At 68.7% G+C, this 13226-nt stretch carries 13 protein-coding genes; 6 read left to right on the top strand and 7 right to left on the bottom strand.

Annotated features, from left to right (window positions below; all coding sequences use genetic code 11):
* A partial coding sequence (locus tag ACFR9S_RS01020) for a phosphoribosylamine--glycine ligase N-terminal domain-containing protein (RefSeq protein WP_379817803.1) occupies positions 1-262 on the bottom strand: 262 nt, incomplete at its 3' end.
* 73 nt (positions 263-335) lie between these two features.
* Complete coding sequence (rocF, locus tag ACFR9S_RS01015; RefSeq protein WP_379731534.1) at positions 336-1271, bottom strand: arginase; 936 nt, start codon at positions 1269-1271, stop codon at positions 336-338.
* 276 nt (positions 1272-1547) lie between these two features.
* On the opposite strand from rocF, the gene ACFR9S_RS01010 reads away from it, so the two are divergent.
* From ACFR9S_RS01010 to ACFR9S_RS00995, 4 genes are all read left to right on the top strand, one after another.
* Entirely contained in the window at positions 1548-2912 is a 1365-nt protein-coding gene (locus tag ACFR9S_RS01010; protein ID WP_379731535.1) for an amidohydrolase, read from the top strand.
* Between the two features lie 177 nt (positions 2913-3089).
* A complete protein-coding gene (locus tag ACFR9S_RS01005) occupies positions 3090-3482 on the top strand; it encodes a DUF5805 domain-containing protein (RefSeq protein WP_379731533.1) in 393 nt (130 codons plus the stop codon).
* The gene (locus tag ACFR9S_RS01000) at positions 3472-4503 is read left to right on the top strand and encodes a tyrosine-type recombinase/integrase (protein ID WP_379731532.1); all 1032 of its coding nucleotides are present in this window, start codon (positions 3472-3474) and stop codon (positions 4501-4503) included. The genes ACFR9S_RS01005 and ACFR9S_RS01000 overlap by 11 nt, the downstream gene beginning before the upstream one ends.
* Before the next feature lie 219 nt (positions 4504-4722).
* Positions 4723-5781, top strand: a complete 1059-nt coding sequence (locus tag ACFR9S_RS00995; protein WP_379731531.1) for an outer membrane protein assembly factor BamB family protein — start codon at positions 4723-4725, stop codon at positions 5779-5781.
* A 13-nt stretch (positions 5782-5794) separates the two neighbouring features.
* Here ACFR9S_RS00995 and ACFR9S_RS00990 read toward each other — a convergent pair whose 3' ends face one another.
* The 4 genes from ACFR9S_RS00990 to ACFR9S_RS00975 form a co-directional block, all read right to left on the bottom strand.
* Entirely contained in the window at positions 5795-6421 is a 627-nt protein-coding gene (locus tag ACFR9S_RS00990; protein ID WP_379731530.1) for an RAD55 family ATPase, read from the bottom strand.
* A gap of 53 nt (positions 6422-6474) precedes the next feature.
* Positions 6475-7068, bottom strand: a complete 594-nt coding sequence (locus ACFR9S_RS00985) for a MinD/ParA family ATP-binding protein (protein ID WP_379817785.1) — start codon at positions 7066-7068, stop codon at positions 6475-6477.
* A gap of 124 nt (positions 7069-7192) precedes the next feature.
* The gene (locus tag ACFR9S_RS00980; protein ID WP_379731515.1) at positions 7193-7564 is read right to left on the bottom strand and encodes a YlbF/YmcA family competence regulator; all 372 of its coding nucleotides are present in this window, start codon (positions 7562-7564) and stop codon (positions 7193-7195) included.
* A 106-nt stretch (positions 7565-7670) separates the two neighbouring features.
* Positions 7671-8315 carry an alpha/beta hydrolase gene (locus ACFR9S_RS00975; protein WP_379731516.1) on the bottom strand — a complete coding sequence of 215 codons (645 nt, stop codon included), beginning with the start codon at positions 8313-8315 and terminating at the stop codon, positions 7671-7673.
* 112 nt (positions 8316-8427) lie between these two features.
* On the opposite strand from ACFR9S_RS00975, the gene ileS reads away from it, so the two are divergent.
* The gene (gene ileS, locus ACFR9S_RS00970) at positions 8428-11580 is read left to right on the top strand and encodes an isoleucine--tRNA ligase (protein ID WP_379731517.1); all 3153 of its coding nucleotides are present in this window, start codon (positions 8428-8430) and stop codon (positions 11578-11580) included.
* 135 nt (positions 11581-11715) lie between these two features.
* Here ileS and ACFR9S_RS00965 read toward each other — a convergent pair whose 3' ends face one another.
* Positions 11716-12930, bottom strand: coding sequence for an FAD-dependent oxidoreductase (locus ACFR9S_RS00965; protein ID WP_379731518.1), 1215 nt, complete (start codon positions 12928-12930; stop codon positions 11716-11718).
* Positions 12931-13011: 81 nt separating this feature from the next.
* On the opposite strand from ACFR9S_RS00965, the gene ACFR9S_RS00960 reads away from it, so the two are divergent.
* Positions 13012-13226: dihydrofolate reductase family protein (locus tag ACFR9S_RS00960; RefSeq protein ID WP_379817783.1), on the top strand; the 215-nt coding region annotated here is incomplete at its 3' end.

Below are 13226 nucleotides of genomic sequence, written 5' to 3'. Positions count from 1 at the left end.
CGGCGTCGTTCAGCGCGTCGGCGACGCCGGCCGCGAGCGCCGCCTCGGGGCCGATCACCGCGGCGTCGGCGCCGACCGATTCGGCGTACGCGACGACCGCGTCGGTGTCGGTCTCGTCGGCGATTTCGGTTCCGGCCGCGAGCGACGCGATACCCGGGTTCCGGTTGCTGGCCAGCGCGTACACCTCGGCGTCGGGCGCCAGCGCACGCGTGATCGCGTGTTCGCGGCCGCCCCCGCCGATCACCAGCACGGTCTCGGACATGGGCGGAGGGTATGAACACGAGAGTGTAAAAGTTCCCTTCCGAAGCCGCGTCGAAATACACGAACGCGGATATCTACAGGATGCGTTTGCCGAACGCGCTGGCGGCGAGCTCGACCGCCAGTTCGGCGGTCTCGTTGTGCTGGTCGAGGGTGGGGTTGACCTCGACCAGCTCCATCGACCGCATGCCCCCGTCGACGGCGACCTGCTCCATCGCGTGGTGGGCCTCGCGGTAGTCGACGCCGCCCCGGACCGGGGTGCCGACGCCCGGCGCAATCGTCGGGTCGAGCCAGTCCAGATCCAGGCTGACGTGGTAGCCCTCGGTGCCGTTGTTGGCGATCGCGAGCGCGTCGTCGACTACCTCGTCCAGCCCCCGGTCGTCGATCTCGGACATCGTGAACGCGGTGATCTCGCTGTCCCGAAGCAGTTCGCGCTCGGCGTCGTCGACCGAGCGCAGGCCGACGATCGCGACGTTCTCCGGGGAGAGCGACGGCGCGTTGGCCCAGTCGACGCCGTCCCACTCCTTCACGCCCAGTAGCGCCGCAAGGGGCATCCCGTGAACGTTGCCCGACGGCGTCGTCGTCGGCGTGTTGAGGTCGCCGTGGGCGTCGAACCAGATCGCGCCGATCTCGGCGTCGGCCGCCGACCCGGAGACGGTCCCGATGGCGACGGAGTGGTCCCCACCCAAGACCAGCGGCGTGTAGCCGTCGGCGATCGACTCGCGGACTTCGGTTGCCAGCCGGCTACAGACGTCCTCCGTCTCCCGGAGGAACTTTGCTTTCCCCTTGCTGGGCGTTCGGTACTGTGCGTCGCGCTCCTCGGCACGCGGCACGAGGAGGTCCCCCGCGTCCTCGTCGTCGACGCCGGCCTCGGAGAGGCCTTCGCTCAGCCCGCCGTACCGGATCGCCGACGGTCCCATGTCGACGCCTCGGCGGTCCTGCCCGTAGTCTGTCGGTGCCCCGATGATCCGCACCGACTGTCGACGCTCCCCGACGCTTCCGTTTTCGGACATGTACGCCGGTACGGGAGCCGACGGGGTTAGCTTCCCGGATTCGGTCCGAACGAACGGACGAAACCCCGTCGGATCGGCCAGTTCTTCCCGGGCGTCGACGGCGGATCGCGCCGTCGTTCGATATAGCGAAATGTGATTCATAAGTCGCCATAGCGTCACGGGAACTCGGCAGAACAGCGTCAGTTCACCGCCGGGCGAGGAGTTAAGCGCCCCCCGGCCTCGGGTGCTGCCGTGAAGCAACGACTGTTCGACGACGTGGACGACCTCGCCGATCGGATGGACGAGCTCGCGGTCGACCTCTGGGAACACCCGGAGTTGGGGCTGCACGAGGAGCGTGCGAGCAGGCTGCTCCGGGAGACCCTCGCCGACGCGGGGTTCGAGGTCACGGCCGGCGTCGGCGATATGCCGACGGCGTTCGTCGCGAGCTACGCCGTGGGGGATGGGCCGACGATCGGTATCCTCGGCGAGTACGACGCGCTGCCGGGGCTCTCACAGGCGGTCACGGCGGAGCGCTCGCCGATCGAGCCGGGTGCGCCCGGTCACGGCTGCGGACACAACCTGTTCGGAACCGCGGGCGTCGGCGCCGCCATCGCCGTCGCACGGGCGCTGGAACGCGGCGACGCCGGCGGCGAGGTGCGGTTCTACGGCTGTCCCGCCGAGGAGACGCTGGTGGGGAAGACGTTCATGGCCCGTGCCGGCGCGTTCGACGACCTTGATGCGGCCATAACGTGGCATCCGAGCGACCACACGGCACCGCAGCGTGGCAGTTCGCTCGCGATGGACTCGCTGTCGTTCACCTTCGAGGGCGAGAGCGCCCACGCCGCCGCTTCGCCCGAATCCGGGCGAAGCGCGCTCGACGGCGTTCAGCTGCTCAACACGGGGGTCGAGTACATGCGCGAGCACGTCCCGGAGGAAGTGCGCGTCCACTACAACATCCAGCAGGGCGGCGACGCGCCCAACGTCGTGCCCGCGGAGGCATCGGTCTGGTACTTCGTCCGTGCACCGACGCGGGACGGCGTCGAGCGGGTGACAGACTGGCTGCGCGAGATCGCAGCGGGCGCGGCGACGATGAGCCGCACCGAAGTTCGCGAACGATACTACACGGGCGTCCACCGGCTCGTCTCGAACTCCATCGTCGCAGACACGTTCCGAGAGAACATGGCCGAACTCGGCTCTGTGACGTTCGACGAGGAGGAACGCGAATTCGCCGCCGAGCTTCAGGAGACGTTCCCGGACGGCGCGATCGACGACCGACTCGCGGAGTTCGACTCCCCACACGACGACGACGCGGCCGACGCTGCGCTGTACGGCGAACCGATGGACGCCTTCGACGAGGGCGACCCCGGCGGCGGCTCGACCGACGTCGGCGAAGTCAGCCAGATCACGCCCACCGCGCAGTTCCGGGCGACGACGTGGGCGCTTGGCACGCCCGGACACTCCTGGCAGGCTGTCGTCGCGAACGGTGACTTCGGCCGAACGGCGCTACCCTACGTCGCGAAGCTCCTCGCCGGCTCGACCCTCGACCTGCTGACTGACGGCGAGCGACTCGCCGCTGCACGCGAGGAGTTCGAACGCGAGGTGGGCGAGTACGAGAACCCACTTCCCGCTGATGCGGAGCCGCCGTTCGAGCTCACACGATGATCGACGCTACCGGGACCACACCGGTTCTGGGTTCACATCGACGTAACTGGTACCGTATAGCCAATATCGACAGTGGCGGTACACAGTCTTGGAGTTATTTCGGTACCTCACGAGAAGATTAGGGCACTAATCCCTGTTTCCGGTACGTTGATGTGCTCGGCGGAAGACGCTCGATCCATGGCCGAGGACAGCGAGACGGTGCAGGTCAAGACGCGGGTGCCCGCCCACCAGCGCGAACAGTGGCGGGCGGCCGCCGACGATCTCGGAATGAGCCAGAGCGAGTTCGTCCGAACGATGGTACAGGCGGGCCGGAACGGCTTCGAGTCGTCCGACGAGCCGAGCAGTACGGGCAACCCCGAGGAAGCCGGTTCTTCGGGCTCGAACCCCAGGGGAGACGTCCTCGAAACGCGTGTCCACGAGGTCCTCTCTTCGGAGGAGGCTATCGGCTGGGACGAGCTGGTCGATTCTGTGCTGGGCGACTTCGAGGACCGGCTCGACCGGATCACACAGGAGTCGGAGGAGATCCGCTACAGCGGCAGAGAGGGGGGGTACGTGCTCGATGGCGAGTAGATCACCCGATGCCGAGGTGTCCGACCCGGTCGACTACTACCTCGAAGACATGGAGATGCACGGCCGGGCCGAACGCACCCGCGACGCCTACGAACGGGTGCTCCGAGGGTTTGACGAATTTCTCGAGAGCCGCTCCACAGAGCCCGGATCGGCCGGCCATCGGGACTGCCTGGCGTGGCTCCACTCGCTCCGGGGGGAGCTCTCGCCGAGCACGGTCGCGACCTACGCCACCACGGTCAACCGCTTCTACGACTACATGACCCAGGTGGGCGCCTTCGAGGAGAACCCCATGGCGCTGGTGATGGAGGAGATGGACGAGTCGATCGAGAAAGATCCCGAGCGCCGGGACGTCGACGTGGCGACGATGGGGGAGTTCCTCGGGCGGATCTCCCACCCGCTCCACCACGCAATCGTCCTGACGCTGTTGAAAACCGGGATGCGTGTCGGCGAGCTCTGTAACCTCGACTGTCGGGATCTGCGACTCTCCGAGCCCGGACTGGCGGGATACGACCTCGACGGCCGGCCCCAACTCGACGGCCGCGGCGACGCGATGTACGTCGACAGCGCGCCCGCACGCGGGGAGCGGTACAACGGCGAGATACGCGAGGAGTCGAACAAGCGCAAGCGATCGACGGTGATCCCCGTCGACGACGAACTTCGGTGCGGCCTCCGCCGCTGGCTGGCGATTCGGCCGGACACGCCGTCGCCGGCGGAGCCGCTGTTCGTCTCGACGGCGGGCGACTGGGGCCAACGGCTCACCGCACGTGCAGTCAGACACTACGTCCGGAAGTACGCCGAGGAGATGGGCTGGTACGAACCCGGCGCGGGCGCGGGCGAGAACGTGACCCCCCACTACTTCCGGCACTTCTTCACCACGCACCTCCGGGATCGCACCGGCGACCGTGGCGTCGTGAAGTACCTCCGGGGCGACGTTGCCAGCGACGTGATCGACACGTACACCCACAACTGGGGGGACCAGGTGCGGGAGACGTACGTCGAGCACATCTACCGGTTCGACTGATTGACGAGCCGAGAACGGCGACGGCTGTGCGACTCGTAAACTCTATTTTGCAATATCGAAATCGGCGGGCAAGGATTCAACTTCGCCCCGGTACGAGAAGGGGGTATGCCCTCCCGCAGAGCCTTCCTCGCAGCCTCCGCCGTAACGGTGGGTTTCGCCGGATGCCTGTCCGGAGAGCTCCCGAACGGTGAACTCGGTAGCGTCGACGGCGAGTGGACTATGGACGGCCACGACGGCGGCCACACGCGCCAGGTCGACGACGGTCCCAGCGATCCCGCCACGGTCTGGGGGCGGGAACTCGACGGCGTCCGGGCTACCGGAACGCCCGCACTCGCCGACGGCCGACTGTACGTGCCGGCCGACGCCGTGTCGTCGGAGTCACGGTCGTTCCACCGTCTCTACGCCCTCAACGCGTCGACCGGCGAGACGCGGTGGTGGGCGCCGCTACGGATCGACCTGAACGGGACGCCGGCCGTCGTCGGCGACCGAGTCGTGGCGACGGGAAAGCGATCGCTCGAACGCGGTCGGGTGCTCTGTTTCGGATCGCGTTACGGCGAGGAGGAGTGGCTGTACGACGTGGACGCCCGGCTCACCGCCCCGCCGACCGTCGACGGCGGCGTCGCCTACGTCCCCGACTGGAGCGGGACCGTCCACGCGCTGTGGGTCGCCGACGGCTCGCTCCTGTGGTCACAGCAGATCGACGACACCACCAAGCAGGGGAACACGACGTTCGCGACCCCGGCCGCGGTCGACAGCGACACGCTGTACGTCGGCTCGAACTCGGGAGCGACCGGCGTCGTCGCGTTGGGCACCGACGCCGGCGAGGAGCTGTGGCGCGCGGAGACGGACCCGGTGACCGGCGGGCCGGTCGTGCGGGACGACCTGCTCGTGGTGCAGAGCTACGGCCTCGTCATCGGCTACGGCACCGACGGCGAGCAGCGGTGGGTGTTCAACGTCCTCGACGGCGAGAATCGGCCGTTAGCCGTCGACGACCAACACGTCTACGCCGTCGGGCGCGGGACGTTGTACGCCATCACACACGACGGCGAGCGATCGTGGACGTACGAACCGGAGCAGGGCGCACGGGTCGGCGTGCCGACGGTCGCCGGGGACAGCGTGCTCCTCCGCGCCGAGGGTCGGATCACCGCGCTCTCGGCGGCGACCGGGGAGAAGCGATGGTCCACCGCCACGGGCGGTCGTGGCGAAGCCGTCGTCTCCCCGGAGGCGCTGTTCGTCACTGGGGAGGACAGTCGGCTGCTGGCGCTGGGCACCGAGTAATCCGGGTGGCCGTTCAGGCGATGTCCCGGGAGGTGTCGATGTTGACGCTCTCGGTCAGCCGGAGCTTGATCGGTTCGGAGAGCGCCTTCCCGCCGCGGAACTTGGGGATGACGAGGCGGTTCTCCACCTCGGCGTTGGTGACGGTCGTACGGAGGTCGAACACGACGTCGGCGACGTGAGCGGTCAGGTCGCGGTGGTTCGGCACGTCGACGCCGTTCAGCCCGTGGAGGACCGCGACCCCGCCGGTGTTGACCATCACGGTCTGGAGTTCGTTGAGGAACCGCCGGTAGCGGCTGCGGTCGTAGCGCTCCAGCGCGTCGATCACGTCGATGATCAGCGTCGACTCCTCGGGCAGTGTGCCGATCAGGCGGTTAGCCCGGTCGAGCGGCGCGTCACCGCCCACGTCACGGACCGTCGGGTCGCCCGTCCGGGTGGTCGTCCGTTCGATCGCGTCCGTCACGGCCTGATCGGATCGGACGGTCGTGAGGTACAGCGTCTGCCGCTGGGCGGTGAGTTCGTAGAGAAACAGCTCCGACTGGCTGGCGGGCTCGGCGGTGAGCAGCACGATGGAGCCCGCCGGGAGACCGCCCTCGATCTCGCGGTCGAGGACGTTGATGCCGGTCGAGAGCCGTCTCGCCATGGGAACCGATAGTCGTTTGCGGACCAAAAGCGTTCCGTGCAGCTGTCAGTTGCTCACGACGACGCGCTCGCGTCCAGAAGCGCAGTGGCGGCCGCCTCGTACCGCTCGTGGACCCGCGGGTCGTCGAGCGGTCGACCCGAGGCGTCGGGGACGACGGCGAGCAGCGGGCAACCGAACAGTTCGGCGGCGTTCGGCGGCCGGGCGAGCGTCCGGGTGAGCACGGCGCCGACAACGGGGGTGCCGACCGCACGGGCCATCGACGCCGTCTTGGCAGCGTCCCGGAGCGCCGGTGCGCAGGCTGTGCTCACCAGCACCACGCCGTCGGCGATCCGCAGCGGCGTCGCGGCGTCGATCCCCGCACCGGCGGGCGTGTCGACGAGCGTGTGCCCGTCGGTCTCTCGACTGTGGAGCCGTTCGAGCCGTTGATCGACGGGAGGAGCCTCGTCCCCGGACGCGGGGAGGACACGACAGTCGTGTGCTGAGCAGTCGTGGGGACCGTCGTCGGCGGGGACGCCGGCGAGCGCGTGGAGGTTCGGCATGTCGCAGTCGGCGTCGACGACCAACGGGCGGCCGGGGAGCGCGGCGGCGAGGCCGAGCGCGGTCGTGGTCTTCCCGACACCGCCCTTGCCGCCGGCGATCGCGAGCATGGCGCTACTGGTCGCAGTCTCCGACAAAAGGTCTCGGCCGAAGGGCAGTCGCGATTAGTCCTGACAAATCGCGCCTCACCGTGCCGCGATTAGTCCTGACAGACTGCGACTCTCCGTGTCGCAGTCAGTCCTTACAACAGCCGCCGGCTTCGCCGCCGAAGTCGACGACGAGTTCGGAGGAGATCGCGTCGTTCACCGCGTCGAGGCGTGCCTGAAACGCCTCCTGTGCGTCGAGGAACTCCGCCATCTCCGGCAGGGAGTGGAGCTCGTGTTGGGCCTGTCGAACCTCGTCGACCAGCTCCTGATCGGCATCGCCGGTCTTCCGGGCGGTCGTGAGCTCGGCCCGGAGCGACTCGAACTCGTCGATGCGCCGCTGAGCCTCCTCGCTCTCCTCGACGGCGCGTTTGGCTTCCTCGAAGCGCTCGTACTCGTCGGTGGCTGCGATGCGTTCGCCGAGTTCGGCACCGAGATCCTCGACAGTCTTGGCGACGCTCATAATCGGGGTTGGAGACGGGCAGATTTAGGGCTACCGACAGCGGCTCCCGCTTCTCTGAGCGCGGCTGGTCAGTGCCGCTGTCCGGTTCTCCGACCGCGCAGGCGGGCTAGTCGTGTTCCTCGACGAACGCCTGCACCGCCTCGAGCTCGTCCGGGCCGATCCCGTGGCCGCCCTCGAACGTACCGAACGTCACGTCGGCGCCGGCCTCGCGCATCCCCTCGGCGGCGGCCTCGCTCCGGCTCGCGGGGATGATCTGGTCGGCCGCGCCGGCGGCGACGAACACGGGCTTGCCCTCGATCCCGTCCGGCGAGCGGTCGGCGTGGGACTCCGCGAGGTAGCCGTGGTGGGCGGCGACCCACGCGAACGTGTCGGGCCGTTCGAGCACCAGCGAGAGGCTGGTGATCGCCCCCTGACTGAACCCGAGCAGGCCGAGGCTGTCGGAATCGAGGTCGTAGGCGTCGACCGCGGCGTCGATCGACTCGGCGACCATATCGAGGCTGCGGCGGAACCCATCCGGGTCGGGCTGGCTCGACTCGAGGCCGCCGCCGGAGAGGTCGAGGTCGTACCAAGTGTAGCCGCCGCGGAGGCGGTCCGGCGCGCGGAAGCTCACGATGTGTCGGTCGCCGGGGAGTCGGTCGGCGACGGGGAGGAGGTCCTGTTCGTCGGCACCGCGGCCGTGGAGGACGAAGACGGCGTTGCCGGTGTCGCTGTCGGGCTCGCGGTGGACGTGCTCGAGTGGGATATCGCTCATTGGGTGTTGGTTGGCGGGGCACGGGTTTGAACGTCTCCCTCGCGGCACGGCAGTCCGACAGCGAGACTGACGGACCACCGGGTTGATAAGCGACCCAATACAGCCAAGAGATATGGACGAGGAGGTCCCGGACCAGTACGATCCGCGGGCGGTGGAGGACACCGTCTCGGCCTACTGGGACGACCACGACGCCTACGAACGGACCAAGGAGGCACACGCCGACGACCCGCCATTCTTCTTCGTCGACGGCCCGCCGTACACCTCCGGGCAGATGCACCTCGGCACGGCGTGGAACAAGACCCTCAAGGACGCCGTCATCCGCCGCAAGCGGATGGAGGGCCACAACGTCACCGACCGGCCGGGGTACGACATGCACGGCCTGCCCATCGAGACGAAAGTCGAGCAGGAGCTCGGCTTCGAGTCCAAGCAGGACATCGAGGACTACGGGATGGAGCAGTTCATCGAGGAGTGCAAGCGGTTCGCCGTCGAGAACCGCGAGAACATGGACGAGGACTTCCAGTCCATCGGCGTCTGGATGGACTGGGAGAACCCCTACCAGACCATCTCGCCGGAGTACATGGAGTCTGCCTGGTGGGCGTTCTCGCAGGCCCACGACAACGGGCTGGTCGAGCAGGGGAAGCGCTCGATCACCCAGTGCCCGCGGTGTGAGACCGCGATCGCGAAGAACGAGGTCGAGTACCACCAGGTCGAGGACCCCTCGATCTACGTGCAGTTCCCGCTTGCCGACCGCGAGGGGAGCCTCGTCGCGTGGACGACGACGCCGTGGACCGTCCCCGCGAACACGTTCGTCGCCGTCGACGAGGCCGCGACGTACGCGAAGGTGCGCGCCGAGAAAGAGGGTGACGAGGACGTGCTGTACGTCGCGAGCGACTGCGTCGAGGACGTGCTGAAGAAGGGCCGGTACGACGAGTACGAGATCGAAGAGGAGCTCGCCGGCGAGGAGCTGATCGGCTGGCAGTACGGCCACCCGCTCGCCGAGGAGGTGCCCGAGCACCCCTCCTTCGTCGGCGCCGGCGAGGTGTACCACGCCGACTACGTCGAGACCGACCGCACGGGGCTCGTCCACTCCGCGCCCGGGCACGGGCAGGAGGACTTCGAGCGCGGCGACGAGCTCGGACTGGATATCTTCTGTCCGGTCGGCAGCGACGGCGTGTACGACGAGCGCGCCGGCAAGTACGCCGGCCAGTTCGTCCGCGACGCCAACGAGGAGATCATCGACGACCTCCGCGAGAACGGCTACCTGCTCGCCCACGAGACGTACACCCACGACTACGGGCAGTGCTGGCGGTGTGACACGGATATCATCTTCCTCGCGACCGAGCAGTGGTTCGTCACGGTCACCGACGTGAAGGAGGACCTCCTCGAGAACATGGAGGACAGCGAGTGGCACCCGCCGGAAGCCCGGGACAACCGCTTCCGGAACTTCATCGAGGACTCGCCGGACTGGAACGTCTCCCGGCAGCGCTACTGGGGGATCCCGATCCCGATCTGGACGCCCGAGGACAGCACCGCCGAGGAGACGACCGAGGACGACTGGATCGTCGTCGGCACTCGCGAGGAGCTGGCCGAACGTGCCGATCAGGACGTCGAAGCCGAGGAGCTCGACCTCCACCGGCCGACCGTCGACGACCTGACGATCACCGAGGACGGCACGACGTACACCCGCGTCCCGGACGTGTTCGACGTGTGGCTGGACTCCTCCGTCGCCTCGTGGGGGACGCTCGACTACCCCAGCGACGAGGAGGACTTCGAGGAGTTCTGGCCCGCCGACGTGATCGTCGAGGCCCACGACCAGACCCGCGGCTGGTTCTGGTCCCAGCTGGGCATGGGTACCGCCGCGGTCGATCAGGTGCCCTACGACGAGGTCGTGATGCACGGGTTCGCGCTCGACAGCGACGGCCGGAAGATGTCCAAGAGCCTCGGCAACATCGTCACGCCCCACGAGGCGATCGAGGAAGTCGGCCGCGACCCGCTGCGGGCGTACCTGCTCCAGCACGACCAGCACGGCGCGGACCTGCGCTTCGAGTGGGAGGGCCTCGACGAGATGCAGTCGACGCTCAACATCCTCTGGAACGTATTCCGGTTCCCGCTGCCGTACATGGAGCTGGACGACTACGACCCCGGCGAGGCCGACCTCGACGACGGCGAACTCAGCGTCGTCGACGAGTGGGTGCTCTCCCGGCTCCAGACGGTCGAGCAGGAGACCGAGGAGGCGTGGGAGGAGTACGCCGTTCACGACGCGCTCAACACACTGCTCGACTTCGTGACCGAGGACGTGAGCCGGTTCTACGTGAAGGCGATCCGCGAGCGCATGTGGGAGGAGTCCGACTCCGCGAGCAAGCGCGGCGCGTACGCGACGCTGTCGACGGTGCTGAACGAGGTCGTCCGCCTGCTCGCGCCGTTCACTCCCTACCTCGCCGACCGCATGTACCAGACGCTCGACGGCGAGGCCGAGACGGTGCATATGCTCGAGGCGCCGACGCCGGACGACGAGCTGCACGATCCCGAACTGGAGCGGAACATGGCCGTGCTCCGCGACGTGGAGGAGGCCACCGCGAACGCCCGCCAGCAGGGCGGTCGGAAGCTCCGCTGGCCCGTGCAGGAGGTCGTGATCGAGACCGACGACGAGACCGTCGCCGACGCGATGCGCGACCTCGAGGGTCTTTTCCTCGAGCGCGTGAACGCCCAGGCACTCACCGTCACCGAGGACTACGAGGAACTCGTGGAGATCGCGGACCCGCAGATGAGCGTCGTCGGCCCGGCGTTCGGCGGCGACGCGCAGGACGTGATGGAAGCCGTCCGGGGCCGCCCGCGCGAGGAAGTGGAAGGCGGCGTCGAGGTCAACGGCGAAACCGTCGAACTGACCGACGAGATGGTCGAGTACGACGCCGAGCCGCCCGAGCACGTCTCCGGCGCGGCGTTCGAGAACGGGCACGTCTACGTGAACACCGAGCTCAGCGAGGAGATCGAGCGCGAGGGGTACGCTCGGGACCTGATTCGCCGAGTGCAGGAGACCCGCAAGCGCCTCGATCTCGACGTGGAGGAGGAGATCCGCGTCGCCGTCGACATCGACGACGACCGCGTGGCGGGCTTCTTCGACGACCGCCGCGATCTCGTGGCCGAAGAGGTCCGAGCCGCCGAGTTCGTCGGCGTGAGCGATATCGACGAGGACCGCGGCCTCGTCGAGGAGTGGGAGATCGAGGGCGTCGATGTCACGATCGGCGTCGAGCCGGTCGACAACTGAACGACGCGCTCCTCCACTGCGAACCTTTTTGACTGATAGCGGGACCAGCCCGTCGCGTGACCTGAGAACTGCGGCGCGACGAACACGGCCGGAGTTCGGAGCCCGTCGCGCCGACCAGCCCCCTCCGACTGCTCGCTACTCCCTGACCACGTCGCTGTCAGCGGGACCGACCGCACCGAACTCCCGAGCCAGCTGATCGAGCCGCTCGGGATCACCCGCCCCCGGGAGCGGCTCCTCGGCGGTTCGGCAGGGTTCCTCGACGCCCAGATCCCCGCAGACACGGTCGGCGACGGCCTCGGCCATGCGCCGATACGTGGTGAGCTTCCCGCCGACGACGCTGACCAGCCCCGGCGCAGCGTCGTGGGCGACGACCGCGAAATCCCGCGAGATCCCCCGGCCCTCGCGAGCGAGTTCGTCAGGTTCGTACAGGGGTCGGAGTCCCCAGTACGTGCGCTCGACCATCGCGTCGGCCAGTGCCGGCAGCATCGCGGCACACTCCGAGAGCGTTCGCTCTACTTCCCAGTCCTCGCGCTCGAACGTGTCGGGGTCGTCGACGGCGACGCTGGTCGTCCCGAGAACCGCCTGCTCGCCGTGGGGGACGACGATGTCGCCGTCGGCCGGCTCGCGGCACCGATTGAGAACCGGGCCGAGTCCCGGGTAGTCGACGGCCACCATCACACCCCGGGTCGGACGCATCCCCAGTTGGGCGCCGGCCATTGCGGCGACCTCGCCCGCCCACGGGCCTGCGGCGTTCACCACCGAATCGGCGGCGATCGTGGGTCCGCCGTCGACGTGCACGGCGAGACGCCCGGAGTCAGAACCGACATCGATGTCGACTACCGCCGATCCGGTGTGGATGCTCGCGCCGTGATCACGGGCGCTCGCCGCTGTCGCGGCCACGAGCCGTGCGGGGGAGACGACGCCGTCGGGGACGCCGAACCCCTCCTCGACAGCCTCGGCGATCCCGGGGACGCGCTCGCGGATCTCGTCGGGAGCGAGACGCGTCGGATCCATCCCGACCTCGCGACAGGCGTCGAGTTTCCGCTCGAAGTACGCCGAGTCGTCGTCCGCGAGCCGGACGAACAGCCCGCCGGAGTCGACGACACAGCCAGGCGCGATCTCGCGGAGCGTTCGGTTCTCGCGGAGGCAGTCGGCAGCCCCGTCGGGGTCGGACTCGGCGTACCGGGCGCCGCTGTGGAGCACGCCGTGTGAGCGCCCCGACGTGCCGGCGTTGAGTCCCGTGCCGCGTTCGAGCAGCGCCACGTCGACACCGCGCATCGCGAGGTCGCGAGCGACGCCGACACCGGTCGCGCCGCCGCCGATCACGGCCACCTCCGTCTCGACAGTCATCGACGGAGTTCGGGCGGGGCAGGACTTCAGCCTTCCCGCTCGGACCGAAAGAGTCGACCCGCAGGCAGCCCAAGCGGACGTGTGCACGTCCACGTGAACGCCGCCGAGAGCGTCGACGGGAAGCTCTCGACACGGGAGCGCGAGCAGGTGGCGATCTCCGGGCCGGCGGACTTCGACCGGATGGACGAGCTCCGGGCGGGCGTCGACGGCGTGCTGGTCGGGGTCGGAACCGTGCTGGCGGACGATCCGGGGTTGACCGTCAAGGACGCTGACAGGCGCGCCCGGCGGGAGCGCGA

The sequence above is a fragment of the Halolamina salina genome, from assembly GCF_042678005.1.
GTDB lineage: Archaea > Halobacteriota > Halobacteria > Halobacteriales > Haloferacaceae > Halolamina > Halolamina salina.
This window is presented reverse-complemented; position numbering and strand designations above follow the sequence as displayed.

Coding starts and splice junctions, on each gene's coding strand:
- rocF (WP_379731534.1), bottom strand. CDS start 1,271: ATGTCCGAAAACGGAAGCGTCGGGGAGCGTCGACAGTCGGTGCGGATC.
- ACFR9S_RS01010 (WP_379731535.1), top strand. CDS start 1,548: ATGGACGAGCTCGCGGTCGACCTCTGGGAACACCCGGAGTTGGGGCTG.
- ACFR9S_RS01005 (WP_379731533.1), top strand. CDS start 3,090: ATGGCCGAGGACAGCGAGACGGTGCAGGTCAAGACGCGGGTGCCCGCC.
- ACFR9S_RS01000 (WP_379731532.1), top strand. CDS start 3,472: ATGGCGAGTAGATCACCCGATGCCGAGGTGTCCGACCCGGTCGACTAC.
- ACFR9S_RS00995 (WP_379731531.1), top strand. CDS start 4,723: ATGGACGGCCACGACGGCGGCCACACGCGCCAGGTCGACGACGGTCCC.
- ACFR9S_RS00990 (WP_379731530.1), bottom strand. CDS start 6,421: ATGGCGAGACGGCTCTCGACCGGCATCAACGTCCTCGACCGCGAGATC.
- ACFR9S_RS00985 (WP_379817785.1), bottom strand. CDS start 7,068: ATGCTCGCGATCGCCGGCGGCAAGGGCGGTGTCGGGAAGACCACGACC.
- ACFR9S_RS00980 (WP_379731515.1), bottom strand. CDS start 7,564: ATGAGCGTCGCCAAGACTGTCGAGGATCTCGGTGCCGAACTCGGCGAA.
- ACFR9S_RS00975 (WP_379731516.1), bottom strand. CDS start 8,315: ATGAGCGATATCCCACTCGAGCACGTCCACCGCGAGCCCGACAGCGAC.
- ileS (WP_379731517.1), top strand. CDS start 8,428: ATGGACGAGGAGGTCCCGGACCAGTACGATCCGCGGGCGGTGGAGGAC.
- ACFR9S_RS00965 (WP_379731518.1), bottom strand. CDS start 12,930: ATGACTGTCGAGACGGAGGTGGCCGTGATCGGCGGCGGCGCGACCGGT.